The organism is Microbispora sp. ZYX-F-249, from assembly GCF_039649665.1.
GTDB classification, from domain to species: Bacteria; Actinomycetota; Actinomycetes; order Streptosporangiales; family Streptosporangiaceae; genus Microbispora; species Microbispora maris.
This window is the reverse complement of record NZ_JBDJAW010000061.1, coordinates 1-18803: the sequence shown is the minus strand read 5'-3', so window position 1 is coordinate 18803 and position 18803 is coordinate 1. Positions and strand designations below refer to the sequence as shown.

The 18803-nt window shown below is 72.2% G+C and carries 15 protein-coding genes; 4 read left to right on the top strand and 11 right to left on the bottom strand.

Going from position 1 to position 18803, the window contains the following annotated elements; all coding sequences use genetic code 11:
- Positions 1 to 25: 25 nt before the first annotated feature.
- A complete protein-coding gene (locus tag AAH991_RS37340) occupies positions 26 to 1582 on the bottom strand; it encodes a cellulase family glycosylhydrolase (protein ID WP_346230677.1) in 1557 nt (518 codons plus the stop codon).
- Positions 1583 to 1781: 199 nt separating this feature from the next.
- Here AAH991_RS37340 and AAH991_RS37335 point away from each other — a divergent pair, with 199 nt between their 5' ends.
- Both AAH991_RS37335 and AAH991_RS37330 read left to right on the top strand, forming a co-directional pair.
- Positions 1782 to 3044: an ROK family transcriptional regulator gene (locus tag AAH991_RS37335; RefSeq protein ID WP_346230676.1), complete on the top strand. Its 1263-nt coding sequence runs from the start codon at positions 1782 to 1784 to the stop codon at positions 3042 to 3044.
- Positions 3045 to 3181: 137 nt separating this feature from the next.
- Complete coding sequence (locus AAH991_RS37330; protein ID WP_346230675.1) at positions 3182 to 4033, top strand: LacI family DNA-binding transcriptional regulator; 852 nt, start codon at positions 3182 to 3184, stop codon at positions 4031 to 4033.
- A 31-nt stretch (positions 4034 to 4064) separates the two neighbouring features.
- Here AAH991_RS37330 and AAH991_RS37325 read toward each other — a convergent pair whose 3' ends face one another.
- The 5 genes from AAH991_RS37325 to AAH991_RS37305 are packed head-to-tail and all read right to left on the bottom strand — an operon-like array spanning position 4065 to position 9247.
- On the bottom strand, positions 4065 to 5021 hold the full coding sequence (locus AAH991_RS37325) for a PDR/VanB family oxidoreductase (protein WP_346230674.1): 957 nt from the start codon (positions 5019 to 5021) through the stop codon (positions 4065 to 4067).
- A 38-nt stretch (positions 5022 to 5059) separates the two neighbouring features.
- Complete coding sequence (locus tag AAH991_RS37320; RefSeq protein WP_346230673.1) at positions 5060 to 5281, bottom strand: hypothetical protein; 222 nt, start codon at positions 5279 to 5281, stop codon at positions 5060 to 5062.
- Complete coding sequence (locus tag AAH991_RS37315; RefSeq protein ID WP_346230672.1) at positions 5278 to 6345, bottom strand: Rieske 2Fe-2S domain-containing protein; 1068 nt, start codon at positions 6343 to 6345, stop codon at positions 5278 to 5280. The genes AAH991_RS37320 and AAH991_RS37315 overlap by 4 nt, the downstream gene beginning before the upstream one ends.
- A gap of 3 nt (positions 6346 to 6348) precedes the next feature.
- A complete protein-coding gene (locus AAH991_RS37310) occupies positions 6349 to 7884 on the bottom strand; it encodes an acyl-CoA synthetase (protein ID WP_346230671.1) in 1536 nt (511 codons plus the stop codon).
- A 16-nt stretch (positions 7885 to 7900) separates the two neighbouring features.
- On the bottom strand, positions 7901 to 9247 hold the full coding sequence (locus tag AAH991_RS37305) for an MFS transporter (protein WP_346230670.1): 1347 nt from the start codon (positions 9245 to 9247) through the stop codon (positions 7901 to 7903).
- Between the two features lie 297 nt (positions 9248 to 9544).
- Here AAH991_RS37305 and AAH991_RS37300 point away from each other — a divergent pair, with 297 nt between their 5' ends.
- Entirely contained in the window at positions 9545 to 10396 is an 852-nt protein-coding gene (locus AAH991_RS37300; RefSeq protein ID WP_346230669.1) for an SDR family NAD(P)-dependent oxidoreductase, read from the top strand.
- Complete coding sequence (locus AAH991_RS37295) at positions 10393 to 11325, top strand: RNA polymerase sigma-70 factor (RefSeq protein WP_346230668.1); 933 nt, start codon at positions 10393 to 10395, stop codon at positions 11323 to 11325. Before AAH991_RS37300 ends, AAH991_RS37295 begins: the two co-directional genes overlap by 4 nt.
- Positions 11326 to 11405: 80 nt before the next feature.
- Here AAH991_RS37295 and AAH991_RS37290 read toward each other — a convergent pair whose 3' ends face one another.
- From AAH991_RS37290 to speB, 5 genes are all read right to left on the bottom strand, one after another.
- Positions 11406 to 13955 carry a CehA/McbA family metallohydrolase gene (locus AAH991_RS37290; protein WP_346230667.1) on the bottom strand — a complete coding sequence of 850 codons (2550 nt, stop codon included), beginning with the start codon at positions 13953 to 13955 and terminating at the stop codon, positions 11406 to 11408.
- Positions 13948 to 15438 (bottom strand): APC family permease, encoded by a 1491-nt coding sequence (locus AAH991_RS37285; protein ID WP_346230666.1) that lies wholly within the window; start codon positions 15436 to 15438, stop codon positions 13948 to 13950. The genes AAH991_RS37290 and AAH991_RS37285 overlap by 8 nt, the downstream gene beginning before the upstream one ends.
- A 95-nt stretch (positions 15439 to 15533) precedes the next feature.
- Positions 15534 to 15914 (bottom strand): cupin domain-containing protein, encoded by a 381-nt coding sequence (locus AAH991_RS37280; protein WP_346230665.1) that lies wholly within the window; start codon positions 15912 to 15914, stop codon positions 15534 to 15536.
- Positions 15911 to 17563: a N,N-dimethylformamidase beta subunit family domain-containing protein gene (locus AAH991_RS37275; protein ID WP_346230664.1), complete on the bottom strand. Its 1653-nt coding sequence runs from the start codon at positions 17561 to 17563 to the stop codon at positions 15911 to 15913. Before AAH991_RS37275 ends, AAH991_RS37280 begins: the two co-directional genes overlap by 4 nt.
- A complete protein-coding gene (gene speB / locus AAH991_RS37270; RefSeq protein ID WP_346230663.1) occupies positions 17560 to 18507 on the bottom strand; it encodes an agmatinase in 948 nt (315 codons plus the stop codon). The genes AAH991_RS37275 and speB overlap by 4 nt, the downstream gene beginning before the upstream one ends.
- Positions 18508 to 18803 lie beyond the last annotated feature (296 nt).

Genomic DNA, 18803 nt, shown 5'->3' with positions numbered 1-18803 from the left:
GTGTCACCTGCGGTCGGGACAGGTGTCACGCATAGGGGTTCTGGGTGAGCAGGTGCGCCCTGTAGCCCTCACCGATGCCCGGCTCGGGGGTGCCGGCGTAGTCCTTGATGAGCACCGCGCCCGTGCTGCAGCCCCACGGGCTCCAGGTCCAGGCGAGGTACGACACGCCGTTCTTGTCCGCCCACTTCGTGAGCCTGTCCATGTAGTCGTAGCCGCAGTTGTCCGCGCCGAACTCACCGGTCACCACGGGGACCTTGGCGGCGAGCGGAGCGATCTGGCTGTCCCAGCAGGCTTCGTTGGCACAGGCGTTGAAGCTGTAGGAGTGCCACGAGGCGACCAGGTTGCCCGTCGGGTCGACCGGCTTGTACTGCTGCCACTGGCTCAGGTCGTTGCTCCAGGCCAGGCCGCCCACCATGACGATGTTGGTCGCCCCCGTCGCCCGGACGGCGTCCACCAGGCGCTGCATCCCCGCCACCTCGTAGGAGAAGCCGGGGCAGTTGCCGCCGTCACGCAGGCACTTCCAGCCCGAGGTGGTGTCACCGGTGCCGTACTCCGGCCACGGCTCGTTGAACAGGTCGAAGATCACGGCGTTGTCGCCCTTGAACGCCTTCGCGACACCGGTCCAGAAGTCCGGTGCGTACTTGGCGTCGGGCATCGGCTTCTGACAGGTCGCCGCGGTGTCCGTGCACGCCCAGGAGACGCCGGTGAACTGACCCCAGTTCCAGTGCAGATCGAGGATCGGCGTGATTCCGTTGGCGACCAGCAGCCGCACGTAGTCCTTGACGTCCTGCTGGTAGGCGGCGCCGCTCGGCGATCCGTTGGTGCCGAGCCAGCACTCCTCGTTCAGCGGCACCCGGACGGCGTGGATGTTCCACTTCTTCATCGCGTCCACGGAGGCCTGGTCGACCGGCCCGTGGTCCCACGTCCCCTTGCCCTGGACGCAGGCGTACTCGCCGCTCGAACGGTCGACGCCCAGCAGCCGGTACGGCTTGCCGTCCGCGGTGACGATCTTGTTGCCGGAGACGTGCAGCTGCGGCGCGGGTCCTCCCGGGTCAGGACTCGGGCTCGGACTCGGGCTCGGACTCGGACTCGGGCTCGGACTCGGACTCGGGCTCGGACTCGGACTCGGGCTCGGACTCGGACTCGGGCTCGGGCTGGGGCTGGTGGTGGCGCCGCCGCAGGCGACTCCGTTGATCTTGAACGCGGCGGGCACCGGGTTGCCGCCGCTCCACTTGCCGATGAAGCCGACCGACACCGAGCCGTTCGAGGCGACGGCGCCGTTCCAGCTCAGGCTCTTGGCGGTGACGTGCGAGCCGGACTGCGACCAGTCGGCGCTCCAGCCGTTGTTCACACCCTGGCCGGCGTCGGGGAAGTCGAATTCGAGGGTCCAGCCGGACCAGGAATCCCCCAGATTGGTGATCGACACGTCACCCTGGAACCCGCCCTGCCACTGGCTCGCGACCTTGTACTTCACCGAGCAGCCCGCACCGGCGGCCGATGCCGGACCGGTCATGACCGCCGCACCGGCGGCGGCGACGAGGCCGACCGCGGCTGCTGTCGCCCAGGCGACACGAAGTTTCATCGATTTCCTCTCCTGCCCGGCGAGTCTGATGAACAGTGCGAGATTCTTAAGTAGGCGACTTAAGTAAGTCAACGAAGGGTGAAACTTTCAGCCGGGCCCCGCGCGGCCGTTGTGGCCTGTTCCGGTGCCGTGACGGGGGCGTAGCCAGGACTTGTAGGCTCGCAATGGCCGGGATGATCGAGGTCGGGACGAGACGGCGGTGAGCGCGGGAGTGAAGGCGAAGCCGCACGCGAGCAGCAAGGCCGCCGTCCTTGACGCCATCAGAGCCGCGGGCACGATCAGTCGCGTCGGCCTGGCCGCCGCCACCGGTTTCACCGGCCCCACGATCTCCGCACTGGTCCGCAGGCTGATCGAGGAGGGCCTGGTGGTCGAGACCGGCCGGGCCGAGTCGACCGGCGGGAAGCGGCGGGTTCTGCTCCAGCTCAACCACACCGCCCGCTACGCGGTCGGTGTGCACCTCGACCACGGCGGCGTGACACATGTCCTGACCGACCTCTCCGGGACCGTCGTGGCCCGCATCACCAGGCGCGGCGCGGGCGCGGACGAGCCCCGGACGGTCGTGTCGAGGACGGCGGCGGAGATCTCCGGTCTGATCGACAGCATCGGCGTGGAGCGCGAGCGGGTCCTGGGCGTCGGCCTGGTCTCCCCCGGCCCCCTCGGCCCCACGCACGGCATCGGCCTCGCCCCGCCGACCATGCGGCACTGGCAGGGGTTCCCCCTGGGCCAGGCGCTCGAACAGGCGACGGGCCTGCCGGTGGTGCTCGACAACGACGCCACCGCCGCCGCCCTCGGTGAGCACTGGTCCGGCGGCCTGGGCACCACCACGTCGTCGGCGGCCGTCTACCTGGGCACCGGGATCGGCGCCGGTCTGGTCATCAACGGCATCACCTATCGCGGTCCCAGCGGCAACGCGGGCGAGTTCGGGCACGTCTGCGTCGACATCGACGGCCCCGAGTGCTGGTGCGGGGCCCGCGGCTGTGTGGAGGCGATGGCGGGCGCCGCCGCGGTCGTGCAGGCCGTGCGGGCCGACCCCGCCCTGACCGGAGCCGTCGGCCTGGGGACCCGCGGGGTGCGGGCCTCGACCGCCGCCGACTTCGCCGCCGTCAGCCGGGCCGCCCGCAAGGGGGAGCCGAAAGCGCTCGCACTGCTGGAGAGGTCGGCCCGCTACATCGCGGCGGCCGCCCGGACTCTGGCCAACATCATGGATCTCGAAGTGCTCGTGCTGACCGGGCCGGGATTCGCCGTCGCCGGCTCGGTCTACCTCCCCGTCGTCCAGCGGGAACTCCGGCGCACGGCGTTCTCCCGCGGCACGCACGTCGTGGACGTCCGGCTGTCGCGCTCGGCCGCCACGGCCTCCGCCGTCGGCGCGGCGGCACTCGTGCTGGAGTCGGAACTGGTGCCTCTCAGCCAGGGCACGCGCCTTTCCGAGCGACTCGCCGCCGAATCCGCCGCTGTCCCGTGACCCCCCTCCGCGGCGCGTGGTCCGCGCCGTTCCCGCCGGGATCCGCCGCGGCCGGTCGTGCCCCTTGCTTCGGTAGGCTGATCAACCGGGCTGGGACCACCGGGGTGCCGTTCCCTCCCGAGGAGGAGACAGGGCGGATGATCCGCGAGACAAGCGCGGCCACAGCCGTGGGCCTGGTGCTGGCGAGGCCGCCCCGGCTGCTCGGTGCGGAGCCGTTCTTCCTGGAGTTCATCGCGGGCATCGAGGAGCGTCTGGCCGAGCACGACCAGTCCGTGCTGCTGCACGTCGTCACCACCCATGACGCCGAGATCGCCGCGTACCGCCGGTGGGCGGCCAACCGGAGCGTCGACGCGGTCGTCCTCGTGAACCGGACGGTCGACGACGCCAGGCCCGCCGTCCTGCGCGCGCTCGGCCTGCCGACCGTGATCGCGGGCGAGCCGGAGGGCGACGCCCCCGCCGTACGCACCGACGACGCCGGCGCCGTGCGGGACGCCGTCGCCCATCTGAGCAGGCTCGGGCACCGCCGGATCGCACGCGTCAGCGGGCCGGACACGCTGATCCACACGCGCATCCGCACCGACGCCCTCGTGGAGAGCACGCGTTCGGCGGGCGTGGAGCCCGTCGTGGTGGAGGGAGACTACTCGGAGGAGTCCGGGGCGAAGCTCACGGCGATGCTGCTGGAACGGCCCGACCCGCCGACGGCGATCATCTACGACAACGACCTGATGGCGGTCGCGAGCCTCGGCACCGCCGGGGAGCTCGGCTACGACGTTCCCCGCGATCTCAGCCTGATCGCGTGGGACGACTCCAGCCTGTGCAGGCTCGCGTCCCCTCCGCTGACCACGATGAGTCTCGACGTCCACCTGTTCGGGCAGCTGGTCGCCGAATCGCTGCTGGAACTCCTGGCGGGCGGGCCGGTCGCCGAGCGCCGGTGCCCGACCGCCGCCCTCGTCCACCGGGGCACCACCGCGCCGGCGAGCACCCCGTAGGCGCAGGCGATCGCCCCGAAGTTCGGGGACATCAGAGCTCGAGGACGAGGCGGGGAGATCGCGCCCGCGACACGCAGACGAACATGACGTCCCCGGCCGCGCGCTCCTGCTCGGTGAGCAGGTGGTCGCGGTGGTCGGGGACGCCGTCGAGCACGACGGTCTCGCAGGTGCCGCAGGTGCCCTCGCGGCAGGAGGACAGCACCGCGACCCCGGCCTCCTCCACCACCTCCAGGATCGAGCGGTCCTCCGGCACGGTCAGCGTCGTGCCGGTCAGGGCCAGCTCCACCTCGAACGCGGCCGAAGGCCCGGCCTCGTCCGTGGCCGCGGGCGCGAAGCGCTCGACCCGCAGCGCGCCCTCGGGCCAGGAGGCGCACCGCTCCTTGGCCGCCGCCAGCAGCGGCTCGGGACCGCAGCAGTAGACGAGGGTGCCGGCGCGGGGGACGCCGAGCAGCGCGTCGAGGTCGAGCAGGCCGGTCTCGTCCTGCGGGCACAGCTCCACCCTGCCGGGGTGGTCCCGCGCGAGCCGGTCGGCGAACGCCATCGAGGCCCGGGTGCGCCCGCCGTACACCAGCCGCCAGTCGGCTCCGCGCCGCGCCGCCTCCTCGACCATGGGCAGGATCGGGGTGACGCCGATGCCTCCGGCGACGAACAGGTAGCGGGATGACTCGGCGAGGGCGAAACGGTTGCGGGGACCGCGCACCCGGATCGTGTCGCCCTCCGCGACCCGGTCGTGCACGTACGCGGAGCCGCCCCGCCCGGCGGGCTCCCGCAGCACCGCCACCTGGAAGGCGGAGGGGTCGGCGGGATCGCCGCACAGCGAGTACTGCCTGACCAGTCCCGGGGCGAGCAGCAGGTCGACGTGGGCGCCCGGCGTCCAGGGCGGCAGCGGGCCGCCGTCGGGACGGACCAGACGCAGGAGGACGACGCCCTCGGCGGCGATCGTCCTGCCCGCCACCTTCAGGTCGAGCTCCGGTTCGGTGACGGGCATGGCCGTCGAAACCCCCCTCGTGTCTCGTGGCTCGTGTCTCAGACGAGCGCGGCGGCCGGGGCCGGCGCGTCCTGCGCCGCCGCGCGGCCGGGCCGGTGGCCCTCGGGATGGCCGAGCAGCCAGTCCCACAGGACCACCGGGTCCTCGAACTCCCGCTGCGCCCCGCAGAAGCAGGAGGCGTGCAGCCGGTCCGTCCCCGGCAGCCAGCGGATGCGGTAGACGGTGCGGCCGGCCCGCGCCCCGGCGTCGTCCGCGTTCATCGGGCGGCGGCCTCCGGTCGCACGGCCCCGGCCTGGGCCATCTTGGCGAGCAGGCGGCGGGCGGCCAGGCCGCCGGTGTCGATGTTCACCGACAGCTCCTGGTAGCGGTCCGGCTCCCGGGCGAGGACCTGCTCCAGCGTGTCGAGCGCGGCCACGTCCTGCAGCACGACGGTGCGGTTGCTGTCCCGCAGGAAGTCGGAGACCTTCTCGTCGTCGAGCGCGAAGTCGCGCGCCACCGCCCAGAAGTCGTAGGTGCTGTTCTCCGTCGACGGAGTGATCGCGTACACGACCTCGACGTGGAAGGCGTGCGGGTCGGTGCCGTCGGCGGCGGGCGGGGGCGACCCGACCGGGGCGACCCGGCTGTGCAGCAGGTACAGGCACGGCGGGTGATACTCGATGTCCTGCCAGCGGGTGATGCGGCCCTTGATGCCGGTCGACTCGGCGTAGAACGGCGGGCAGGCCGCGTCGTCCATGTGGCGGCTGACGTAGACGATCCCCGCGTCCTCGTCGACCTCGGTGGTGATCGGGGTCTCGGCCACCTCGGGGGTGCCGATGTACCCGCCGTGCAGGTACGTCTCGTGGGACAGGTCGAGGAGGTTGTCCACGAGCAGGCCGTACCGCGCGTTCAGCGGCTCCATCCCGCACACCGTGGCGTAGTCGGGCGAGACCAGCCAGGGAGCGCGCGGCGGCAGCGTGTCGCCCGGCTCGCGGTCCCCGATCCACACCCAGACGAACGAGTCCTGCTCCACCACGGGGTAGGTGCGCAGCCGCGCGGTGCGCGGGATCCGCTGCTGCGCGGGCACGGCGACGCAGACGCCGTCCGGACCGTAGGTGAAGCCGTGGTAGCCGCACACGACGCGGTCGCCCACCAGGTGACTGGGCGATTCGGACAGCGGGAACCGGCGGTGCACGCAGCGGTCGGCCATCGCCACGGCCCGCCCGTCCTCGGTGCGCCAGAGCAGGATCGGCTCGTTCAGGACGGTACGGCCGAGCTGACGCCGGCCCACCTCGTGGCCGTAGGCGGCCACGTACCACTGGTTGCGCGCGAATTCGGTGACGATCACAACTCACTCCTCGGGGGCGGCGGGCAGGGGCCGCCTGCGCAGGTCGGGTTTGCGGATCTTGCCGGAGCCGGTCTTAGGCAGCGCGCCGACGACGTCGACGTAGACCGGGATCTTGTACTTCGCGAGCCGCGGGCGGAGGAAGCCCCGCAGCTCGCCGGGGGTGACGGCGGCGCCGGGGCGCGGCACGACGAAGGCGCGGCCGACCTCGCCCCACCGCTCGTCCGGCACCCCGACCACGGCGGCCTCCGCCACGGCGGGGTGCTCGAAGAGCACGCTCTCGACCTCCGCCGGATAGACGTTCTCACCGCCGGAGATGTACATGTCCTTCACCCGGTCGACGATGTGGAGGTGACCCTCGTCGTCCAGGGTGGCGATGTCGCCGGAGCGGAACCAGCCGTCCTCGGTGAGCGCGGCGGCGCTCGCCTCCGGGTTCCGCCAGTAGCCGGGGGTCACGTTCGGCCCCCGGACGAGCACCTCGCCCGGCTCGCCGGGCGCGACGGGGGTGAGGTCGGGCCGGACCACGCGCACGTCGGCGAAGAAGACCGGCACCCCGGCCGAGCCCACCTTGCGCACGCTCTCGCCCGCCTCCAGGAAGGTCGCGCCCGGCGCGGTCTCGGTCATCCCGTAGCCCTGGCAGAAGACCAGGCCCCGCTCCTGGTAGGCGCGGATCAACGCGACCGGGATGGCCGCTCCCCCGGACATGAGGGTGCGCAGCGAGGACAGGTCGGCGTGCGGCCAGCGCGGCGACCGCGCGAACGCCGCGAACATCGCGGTGACCCCGAACATCCAGGTGACCCGGTGCTTCTCGATGAGGTCGTAGCACCGGTCGACGTCCCAGAACGGCATGATCACCGAGGTGCCGCCCTTGAGGAAGGTCGGCAGCAGCGTCTGGTTCAGGGCCGCCACGTGGAACAGCGGCGCGCTGATCAGCGTGACCTCGGTGCCCGCCACGTCCACGCCGATCAGCATGTGGAAGCAGTTCCACGCGAGGTTGGCGTGGGTCAGCATGGCGCCCTTGGGCCGTCCGGTGGTGCCGGAGGTGTAGAGGATGAGGGCGACGTCGTCGAGCGTCACCGCGACGTCGATCGGCGTGGGGTCGCCCTGCGACAGCCAGGTCTCGTAGTGCCGCTCCCCCTCCGCGGGCGACTCCAGCGCGACGACCGTGTGCGGGCCCGGCGGGCCGGGGATCTCGCGGACCACGGCCGCGCACTCCGGCGCGTAGACGAGGACCGCCGCGCCCGAGTCCGCCAGCATGTACGCGATCTCGGGCGCGGCCAGCCGGAAGTTCAGCGGCACGAAGATCGCGCCGAGCACGTGGGCGGCGAACATGGTCTCGGCGAAGGCGACGTGGTTGGGCCCCAGGTAGGCGACCCGGTCCCCCGCCCGCACACCCGCCTCGCGCAGCCGCGACGCGAGTCTCGTCGTCCGCTCGTGGACCTCCGCGTAGCTGAGCGACCGGTCCTCGAACACGAACGCGGTGCGGCCCGGGCTCATCTGGGCCCGGCGCGCCGGCCAGCCTCCCAGTCCTGCGTTGCGCATAGGCGGCACCCCCTTGTCAGGCGGAGGACGGTTTCGCCGTGTCGGCGACCTGACCCGACGGCGCCACCGGGGCGACCGAGGTCAGGTCGTGGCGGCTGGTCTCGCGCAGCGCCAGGACGCAGGCCACGGTCAGCAGGCAGCACGCGGCGATGATCACTGAGATCGTCGTCGTCCCGCCGCCGGTCGACGCGTCGAGCTGGGCGAACAGCAGCGGCGCCAGGCCGGCGCCGAGCCCGGCGATCTGGTAGCCGAGCGAGGCGCCCGTGTAGCGGCTCCCGGTGGTGAACAGCTCGGAGTACAACGCCGCCAGCGGGCCGAACATCAGCGGGTGGATGACGGCCTGGCCGAGCACGAGCGCGACGGCGAGCACGGCCGTGCTGCCGGAGTCCACCATCGGGAAGAGCACGAAGCCGAACACCGCCATGAGCACCGCGCCCGCCAGCACGACCGGGCGGCGTCCGACCCGGTCGGACACCGCCGACCAGCCGACGATGCCCAGGACGGCCAGCGCGGACGAGAGCGTGAGCGCGTTGAGCACCGCCTGCCGGGCGAAGCCGGCGCGCACGCCGTACGCGATGAGGTAGGTGGTGAGCGTGCCCTGGGCCACGAAGGCCGACAGCCCGACGCCGACCCCGAGCAGGAGGGTCTTCGGGTGGTCGCGGAGCACCTCCAGCAGCGGCATCCGGGGCGCCCGCTCCCTGGCGGCCTCGAACACCGGTGTCTCCTCGACCCGCAGCCGGACGAACAGGCCGACCGCCACCAGCACGATGCTGATCAGGAACGGCACCCGCCAGCCCCAGCTCAGGAACGCCTGCTCGTCCATGACGGCGGCCGTGCCGGTGAGCGCCGCCGTGGACAGCACCATGCCGAAGGGGGCCCCGGCGTTGGTGAAGCTCGCCCACAGGCCGCGCCTGCTGGTCGCGTGCTCGGCGGACATGAGGACCGCGCCGCCCCACTCGCCGCCGACGGCCACGCCCTGCAGGATCCGCAGCACGACCAGCGCGATGGGCGCGAGGCTGCCGATCTGCGCGTAGGTGGGAAGCAGGCCGATGAGGAAGCTGGCGACACCCATCAGGGTCATCGTCAGCACGAGCATGCGCTTGCGCCCCAGCCGGTCGCCGTAGTGACCGAAGATCACTCCGCCGAGCGGCCTGGCCAGGTAGCCCGTGGCGAACGTGCCGAAGCTGGCGACCGTCGCCGCGAGCGAGTCGAGGGAGGAGAAGAAGACCTTGTTGAAGACGACGGCCGAGGCCGTGGCGTAGAGCAGGAAGTCGTAATACTCGATGACGCTGCCCAGGAAGCTGGAGGTCACCGCGCGCCGGAGCTGTGTCCGGTTGGGGGGTGCGACTGACAGGTTCGGCATGACCGAGCTCCTCGTCCGGGAGCGAGCCGAGACGCTCGCCTTCTCGTCCGGAGGTTAGGCAGATTGCTAACGGAGGTCAATACTTTGCCGAATATGGATGCGGGCAGCCCGGCCCTCGGCCTCCGTCTCGACCTCCCCTGCCCGCTCCCTGCCCGGCCTCGGCGTCCACGAATCCGCAGGCGTGCGTGTCACCGATGCCGGGAGAGACGCAGGTCACATCCGGCGGCTGTTATGCGCGGGCGGGGTTGTGTGTCTTAGGGGTGCGACAGGCACACGCAGAGAGAACGGAAAGACATCATGAGCAAGGTCTGGTTCGTCACCGGTTCGTCCCGCGGTCTGGGCCGCCACTTCGTCGAGGCCGCCCTGTCCCGCGGCGACAAGGTGGCCGCCACCGCGCGGAGCACCGCGAGCTTCGATGCGCTGGTCGCCGCCTATGGCGACGCGGTGCTGCCGCTCACGCTGGACGTGACCGACAGGGCCGCCGTCTTCGAGACCGTCAAGCGGGCCAGGGACCACTTCGGCCGGCTCGACGTCATCGTGAACAACGCCGGCTACGCCCAGATCGGCGCGGTTGAAGAGCTGACCGAGCAGGAACTGCGCGACCAGATGGAGACCAACCTGTTCGGCGCGGTGTGGGTGGTCCAGGCCGCGCTGCCCTACCTGCGCGAGCAGCGCGCGGGGCACATCATCCAGCTGTCCTCGGCGGCCGGGGTCATCGCCATGCCGCTCGGCGGCGCGTACCACGCCTCCAAGTGGGCCCTGGAGGGCTTGAACGAAGCCCTCGCCGGCGAGGTCGCCGACTTCGGCGTCAAGGTGACCATCATCGAGCCCGGCGGCTTCGCCACCAGGGAGGGCAAGAACCCCGATCCTCTCGCCAACGGCCACATGGCCCAGACCGACCCCGCCTACGACGGTCTGCGCCGGCGCCTCGGCGCGGTCACGGGCAAGCAGCCCGCCGGCGACCCGGCCGCCGCGGCCCGGGCACTGCTCAAGCTCGTCGACTCCGGCAACCCGCCCCTGCGGGTGCTGTTCGGCCAGGGCTTCCACCCGATGATCGAGCAGGTCTACGCCGACCGGCTCAAGACCTGGGCCGACTGGCAGGACCTGTCGCGGGAGGCGCACGGCAACCTCGACCGGGAGAATCGATGACAGGGCCGGCCTCGAAGGACAAGGACCGGGACATGAGCGGCCACGCCGGCACCCTGGCGACCGAGGTCTTCCTCGCCCACCGCAACCTGCTCTTCACCGTCGCGTACGAGATGCTCGGATCGGCGGCCGACGCCGAAGACGTCCTCCAGGAGACCTGGCTGCGGTGGGTCAAGGCCGGCGTGGAGCAGGTGCACGACCAGCGCGCCTACCTGATCCGGATCACCACCCGGCAGTCCCTCAACCGTCTGCGCAGCATGAGGCACCGCAAAGAGGCGTATGTCGGCCCATGGCTCCCCGAGCCGCTCCTCACCGCGCCGGACGCGGCCGAGGACGTCGAACTCGCGGAGAGTCTGTCGATGGCGCTCATGCTCGTGCTCGAGACGCTGTCGCCGACCGAGCGCGCCGTCTTCGTGCTGCACGAGGCCTTCGACGTCGGCTACGACGAGATCGCGGCCGCCGTCGGCAAGAGCCCCGCGGCCGTCCGCCAGATCGCCTACCGCGCCCGGCGGCACGTCGACGCCCGCCGCCCCCGCGAGGCCGTCTCCGCCGACGAGACCCGGGCGGCCCTGGAGGCGTTCCGGCGCGCGCTCGAAGGCGGCGACCTGCAGGGCCTGCTCGACGTGCTCGCCCCCGAGGTCGTCCTGGTGAGCGACGGCGGCGGCGTCAAGCAGGCCGCGCCGCGGCCCGTCATCAGCGCCGGCAAGGTGGCCCGGTTCATCGTCGGCGGCATCGGCAAGGCCGGAGTCTCGCTCAGCGGTCAGCCCACGGTGATCAACGGCAGCCCGGCGCTCATCCTCCGTGTGGACGGCGAGATCGACGGCGTCATAGCGATCAGGGCCGAGGACGCGCGCATCACCGGCCTCTACTACGTCCGCAACCCGCAGAAGCTGACCCGGATCGGAACCGAGGTCCCGCTCACCCTGCGGTGAACGCCGGGGTGGACCGGGACGGCTGCCGCCCGCCCGTGGAGCGGGCGGCGGCGGCCGTACCGATCGCATCGGCGGCACCATCAGATGGCGGCCCTGCGCTCGTGCAGCAGTTCGCGCGCCTGCACGAACGGCGCCCGCAGGAAGGCCAGGTGGTCCTCCTGCCCGTGCCGGTGGCACACCCGGCCGGGCCACAGACGCCGGCTGCGCTCGTCGATGTAGGCGAGGGAGCCGTCGACGAGGTTCAGCATGTGGTCGATCGTGGCCGCGTCCGACCGGGCGTACTCCTCGCCCGTACGCAGGTAGACCGGGGACGTGTGCGCCATGATCGGCCTGGCCCACACGTCGTGGTGCCGGGCGACGCCCGCGCCCGGTCCGTAGCAGCGCGCGGCGATCCAGCTGTCCTCGGTCACGGGCACGTCCGCGGTCAGGTCGAGCGTCCGGCCGGGGGCGTCGAGCCTGCGCTCGGCGACGACGTGCCCGTTGACCACGATCTCGAGCCGGTCGACGTCGAAGATCGACTGGACGCGGGCGTCGACGCGTACGGTGCCGCTCGCGGGCACCCGCGCCTCCTCCCCCGGCTCACGGCCGTCGACGGTGAACCACAGGAGCGGGCCGCTGGTGACGAAGGTCGCGCCGCGCCGTACGGCCCGGCACCAGGCCCAGTAGTCGAACTCCTCGTCATCCGGCACGTGCGCGTAGGTGCGGATGAGGCCGATCGGGACCTCGCTGCTCATCTTGTCCGTGCCGCCCACCAGGGTGATCCGGTAGCCGGCGTCGAGGTAGCGGTAGTACTCCCGGATGTTGTAGTCGTCGTAGGCGATCATCTCGACGGCGTCGAGCCTGCCGGTGGCGAGCAGCGCCGCGGCCTCGCCGTTGGGCACGGGGAAGTGCGCCAGCACGACGGTGCCGCCCTGCTCGCGGCATTCGTCGGCCCAGTGGGACAGGGTGGTCTCCAGGCCGCCGCCGAGCTCGGCCTCCTCCGCGCCGCCGGTGCACCACGGCATGATCGGGCGCCGCAGGCCGAGCAGGTTGATGTGGCCGAGCATGCCGCTGCGGTTCTCCTGCCCGGCGAACACGTGCGTGTGCCCGTCGCGGGAGGTGTGCGGGTGGCCGGTGAACTCCTCCGTGTTGGTGAACAGGTGCCCCCACTGGCTGAGCAGCAGGTTGGTGACCCGGACGTCCTCGCCGCGGGCCTCCAGCTCGGCGCCGAGGGTGGAGACGAAGTGCACGTGGGTGTCGCCGCTGTACCAGCCGCCGGCGGCCAGGTCCGTCACCCTGGTCAGGGTCAGCTCGAGATCGGTCTGGCCCTCCTCGATCGTGACCGTGGTGTGCAGCGGCTCGTACTCGAACCCGCGGGCGGCCTCGACGGTGACCTCGCCCAGCGGCAACCAGCCTTCACAGGTGCCGTCGACGTAGGAGTAGGTCGTGGCGCCGAGGCGGACGTCGCCGCCGATGTCGAGGTTCCAGGTGTTGCCGTCGGAGTTGATGTGCCCGTGATGGCCGTGCGGCGGGTAGGGCACCCCGTCGGCGGAGCGGAAGTGGATCCGGCACGGGACCGGCTCGCCGGTGGCCGCGTCCCTGACCGTGGTGCGCACCCAGGCCCGCCCGGCGTCGGGAACGCGCCAGGTGACCCCGCCGTCGCTGTGCTCTCCGGCGCCGAGCAGTTCCTCCCATCCGCAGGCGCTGATCACCGTCTCCCCGCGGGTGAGCGTCAGCCGGGCCGAGGGAATGGCCGCGACGCGCACGTAGCCCTGGTGGTGCTCCCCCGGGGGCGTCCCCCAGGCCGGCGTGCCTGCGGCGGCCGCGTCGACGGAGCCGACCGTGCGGTAGACGTAGGTCGCCGACCCCCGGTCGACGGTCACCGCCAGATCCTCCGAGACCGGCCCCGCCGACGGGCCGAGGTCGAGCAGGACGTCGCGCCACACCGTACGGCCGAAGGGGTCCTCGTCGAGCTCGCCGGCGGTCACCGCGCCCACGAGGATGGCCGGGCCGGCCGAGTGGATCTCCAGGGCGCGGACGGTCCGCTCGGGCCGGGGGTTGCGGCAGGGCCACAGGTAGAACCGGTACGGCAGGACGTACGGCGACCGCGCCTGCGGGTCGTCGATGTCGACGAACCGCGCCCCGGCGGCGTCGAAACGCCCGTGGGTGCGCGGCATCAGCCGGTGCTGGGCGTCGGGGACGGCCAGGAACGGGGTCTGCCCCCAGTCGAGCGGGATGGCCCGGTCGCTCCACAGCCGCGGCGTCGGCCCGATCTCCATGCGCTGGCGCACCGGCAGCCGCTCGGTGGTCCCGTCGTCGTAGACGAAGGTGTAGTGCCCGCAGAGCCGGCCGGCCATCTGCCCGTCGAACAGGTCGGGGGATTCCAGGGCGTGGGCGGCCACCAGCCACGTGACCCTGCGGCCCACCGCGACGGTGACGCTCGCCGGGCCGGAGCCGCCCACGCGCAGCAGCGCCGCGTCCGCGTTTCCCTCGTCGCCGAACCGGAACGGCAGGCCGTAGAGCGTACGCGGCCCGAGCGGATAGGAGTCGCCGTCGTCGAGAACCGAGCGGGGCGCGTTGAGCACATCGGCCAGGTCGAGCGGGAAGTAGCCCCGGCAGCCGCCGTCCTGCGACACGTCGTGATCAGGCATGTCCGACAGTTGTCTCCCTCCGCCCGGCGGGCGGCTCGTCCACGGAGGTCTGGGCCAGCCCGGCGTAGAGCCGGGGTGCGCGGGCCCGCAGGTACAGGGCCCTGACGACGCCGGCCACGATGCCGGCCACGCCGAGGCCGACGATCAGGATGTTGGTGGTGGTCCCGGCGCCGGTCAGCAGCGGCAGGTTGGTCAGCACGAGGAAGAGCACCACGGCCAGGGCGACGAAGCTGAGCCCGGGGGCGACGGTGGTGCGGAAGATCCCGGCCTGGGGCGCCTCCCGGCGCAGGAAGCGGATGATCGCCACGGAGCACAGCGCCCACAGGCAGATGATCCCGAGGAACCCGAGCGCGCTGCCCCACAGCAGCAGCCCGAGGTAGGGGTCGATCCCGAGGACCGCGAACACGACGACGGCCACGCCCGCGAGCACGGTCTGGACGAGGCCGGCCGCCCCGGGGGCCTTGGTCTTCGGGTGGGTACGGCCGAGCACGCGGGGCAGCAGGCCCTCGCGGCCCATGGCGAAGAAGTAGCGGTTGGCGGCGTTGTGCAGCGCGAGCAGCGCGGCGAACGCGCTGGTCAGCAGCAGGATGTGCATCACCTCGGTGATCGGGGCGGGCACGTACCTGTCGAAGACCGCGACGACGAGGTTGACCGGGTCGGCCTCGGCCGCACCCGCGATCTTGTCGACGCCGTAGGCCATCACGACGACCCAGGTGATGAACGCGTAGAAGACGGCGATGAACCCGACCGCGATGTAGGTCGCCCGGCGGACCGTGCGGATGCCGCCCCGCGCCTCCTCACTGAAGATCGCGGTGGCCTCGAAGCCCATGAAGGCCCCGGCGACCAGGGCGAACATCGCGCTGTTGCCCGGGTCGAAGACCCTGCTCGGCGCGAACGACGCGGCGGACCACTCGCCGGAGCCGCCCTTCAGCAGCACGTAGGCCGCCAGCACGACGAGCACGGCCGTCTCCAGCACCAGCAGCGCCCCGAGGATCCGGGCGCTGGTGTGGATGCCCCGATACCCGAGCCACCCCACGAAGACCAGGCCGACGATCGCGAACACCCACCACGGCACGTCGCGGCCGAAGTAGTTCTTGAACGTCTCGGTCGCGTACACGCCGAGCGCGCCGTACGTGCTGATCTGCAGGGCGTTGTAGGCGACGACGGCGAGCATCGCCGCGCCGGAGCCCGCCGGCTTGCCCAGGCCGCGCGAGATGGTGGCGTAGAAGGCCCCGGCGTTGCGCACGTACCGGCTCATGGTCATGAAACCGACGGCGAACAGCGCCATGACCACCCCGGCGACCAGGTAAGCGCCGGGGACGGCGGCGCCGCCCTTGAGGAAGTGCAGGGGGGCCACGGCGACGATGAGGGTCAGTGGGGCGAGCGCGGCCAGGACCGTGAAGACGAGGTCCTTGGTGCCCATGGCGTTGCTGGCGAGGGAGCCGGGCGCGGTCGCGGCGTGCCCGGGGGGATGACCTGGCATGATGAGTTCCTTACTGCGGGGTCGGCACTGCGGGGTCGGCACTGCGGGCAGGCGGCCGCCCGCCCGCGGGCTCGGGCTGAAGGAGGATGGGCTGATCAGCGGGTGACCGCGACGAAGACCTTCTCGCTCGGCTCCAGGGTGATCCAGTCGCCGCGGAAGCCCTGCGGGATGTGGAACGACTCCCCCGGGCCGAACTCCTTGCGCCGCCCGGACTCGTCCTGCACGGCGACGCGGCCCTTGAGGATGAAGCAGATCTCGTCGTAGGGCCAGGAGTCGAACCGCACGGCGCCGGGCTCGCCCGTCCAGTAACCGCCGGTGAAGGAGCTCGCCGCGCCGCCGAAGACGCGGAACTCCGCCTCCGTCCACTCGGCGGACAGCAGGTGGTAGTCGCTCAGCGGCGGCACGAAGCGCTCGCCGTTCCCGGCCGTGATCGCGCGGACGGCGTCGATGCCCGCCGAAGTGTGCCGGTCGTTCATGCTGCGGCTCCCCCGTTGTCTCCGGTGCGGCTGCCGGCGCCGAAGCGGCGCAGGACGTTGTGGGTGATGCGCTCGACGAACGGGTCGCCGAGGCTGAGCACGTGGGACCACTCGGTGGTGCCGCCGTTGAAGACCTCGCCGTCGCCGCGGGTGAACGCCGCGATCATCCCGGCCCCCCGCATCTCGCCCTCGTGCACGTAGTCGGGCAGGTCGTCGCCGAGGTCGGCGTTGTAGTTGTAGACCTCTTCCTCCGGCCCGCCGATCGGCACCCGGCCGCCGAAGCGGTCCTCCTCGCCCCGTACGGCCGGCGCGAGGGCCAGGATCTCCAGCGTCTCCGGCGCGCCGTCCTCGAAGGTCGGGTACGGCAGGCCGCGGCGGAAGGTGTACTCGACCGAGTCGAGCTCGAAGGCCGCCAGGAAGTAGGGAGGCCCGCCGAGCAGGTCGCCGTAGTAGAGGTCGGTCCCCTCGAACGCCCAGTGGTGCGGCCGGTAGACCGTGAAGCCGCCCGACGAGCGGGGGGTGGCGACGCCGTAGCGGTTGTAGATCCCGCCGAGGCCGTTGAGGCCGATGGTGGTGGCGCCGGGACGCCCGACCGACTTGGCCTCCCACACCGTGGTGGCCAGGTGCGGCGTCGTGGCCGCCTCCGGGTCGAGGGACGGCAGGCGGTAGCAGTACTGCGTGGTGCCGTCGTCGCTGAGCCGCACCTGCCACTGGTAGTTGCCGCCGAACCTGGCCAGGTTGCCGCCGGCGTCGACGAACGCGTCGACGGTGTCGCGCATCCGCCACGACCAGTACTCGTCGTGCCCGACGACGACGACGCAGGAGTACCCGTCCAGCGCGTGGGGGTCGAAGTGCAGGTCGTGCTGGGTCAGGTAGTCGATCTCGTACCCGTTGCGCTCGGCCCACACCACGAAGTGCCGCTCGTACGTCGCCCAGAACGCGTCGGCGTGGTGGCGGCTGTACCCGAACAGGCGCGCCCACTCGTAGGAGGGATAGCGGGGGGCGCCGTGCATGGGCAGGACGCCGGGGTTGGCCTCCCGCGGCGCGCTGAGCGGCTTGCGGATCATTCCGCGGGCGATGGGGCGCTGGGTCGAGGCCAGCGGCGACCCGTTGTCGGACCTCGGGTCGTTGCCCAGGCCGCGGTAGTGGTTGGCGCCGCCCCAGTCGTTGTAGGCCAGCAGCGTGCCGGTGGTCAGCACGAGCGCGGCCGGGGCACGCCGCCCGGCCGGGGCCTTGACGACGAAGAAGTGCTCACGCTCCCACAGCTCCCCGGACGGCGTGACCGCGCGCACCGTGACGATGTGGAAGCCGCTGCGCCAGTCGCCGGGGATCTCCAGTTCGAGGCCCACGGGCCAGCCGCAGCCGACGGCGTGCGCGTCGGCCGGCGCCTCGTGCCGGCCCGCCGACAGCCCGGTGCGCGACCACACCACGCGCGGCTCCAGCCCGTCGCGGACCACCTCCAGGTCGAAGGACGGGACGCTGGAGCTGAGGTGGAAGCGGACGGTCTCCCCCGGGAAGTAGGAGAACCGGTCGGTGTAGCACCACACCTCGGCCGCGTCGGGCGTGGAGAACGCACGCTCCGAGGCCCAGTCCTTCGGGGACCAGGCAAAGGCGGCGGGCAGTCCCGGCGCCGTGTTCGTGTCGCTCACTGCTCCTCCTTGAGTGCGAGCAGGCTGATCAGGTCGTAGGCCACGTGGGAGGCGGCGACGGAGGTGATCTCGGCGTGGTCGTACGCCGGGGAGACCTCCACGACGTCGGCGCCGACGAGGTCGCACCCGGCCAGGCCGCGCAGGATCTCCAGCAGTTCCCGGCTCGTCAGGCCCCCGGCCTCGGGGGTGCCGGTGCCGGGCGCGTGCGCAGGGTCGAGCACGTCGATGTCGATCGAGAGGTAGAGCGGACGGCCGCCGATCCGCTGACGCAGCGCGTCGGTGATCTCGTCCACGCCCCGGCGCATCACATCCGCGCTGGTCACGATACCGAAGCCCAGGCGCCGGTCGTCCTCCAGGTCCTTCTTGCCGTACAACGGCCCGCGGGTGCCGACGTGGCAGACCGCCTCGGTGTCGAGGATGCCCTCCTCGACCGCACGGCGGAACGGCGTGCCGTGGGTGTACTCGGCCCCGAAGTAGGTGTCCCAGGTGTCAAGGTGCGCGTCGAAGTGCAGCAGCGCCACCGGGCCGTGCCGCCGGGCGGCCGCCCGCAGCAGCGGCAGCGCGATCGTGTGGTCCCCGCCGACCGTGACCAGGCGCGTGCCGTCCTCCGTCAGCCCGGAGGCGGCCTCTTCGATGGTCTCGACGGCCTCGCGGATGTCGAACGGGTTGACCGCGATGTCGCCCGCGTCCGCCACCTGAACCGCCGCGAACGGCGAGACGTCCAGGCCCGGGTGGTACGGCCGGAGCAGCCGGCTGGCCTCGCGGACGGCCGAAGGGCCGAACCGGGCGCCGGGGCGGTAGGAGACCCCGCTGTCGAACGGTACGCCCACCACCGCGACGTCGGCGTGCCCGACCTCGTCCAGGCGCGGCAGCCGCGCGAAGGTGGCCGGGCCGGCGAACCGCGGAACCCGGGAGGAATCGACGGGCCCCCGTGGCACGGTCATACCTGATCCTTTCTCTCCGGCGCGAAGCCCCAGGTCAGGGGCTTATGGATCGGCAAGTCTGCAACAAACGGACTAAACCGGCAATTGGGGTACGCACGGAGAGTCGGGCGGTGGTTTGTGGCTGAACACAAACCGGGTCAGGAGGGCGCCGGGCCGCGGAGGGCGAATCACGCCTCGTCACGAGGCGGGTCCGGGCATGCGGACGACCCGGCGGCCGGGAGGGCCACCGGGTCGGGCAGTCGGGGGTCAGAGAAGCGAGCTCAGGCGGGTAGCGGGGTCAGGCGTAGTGCCGGTAG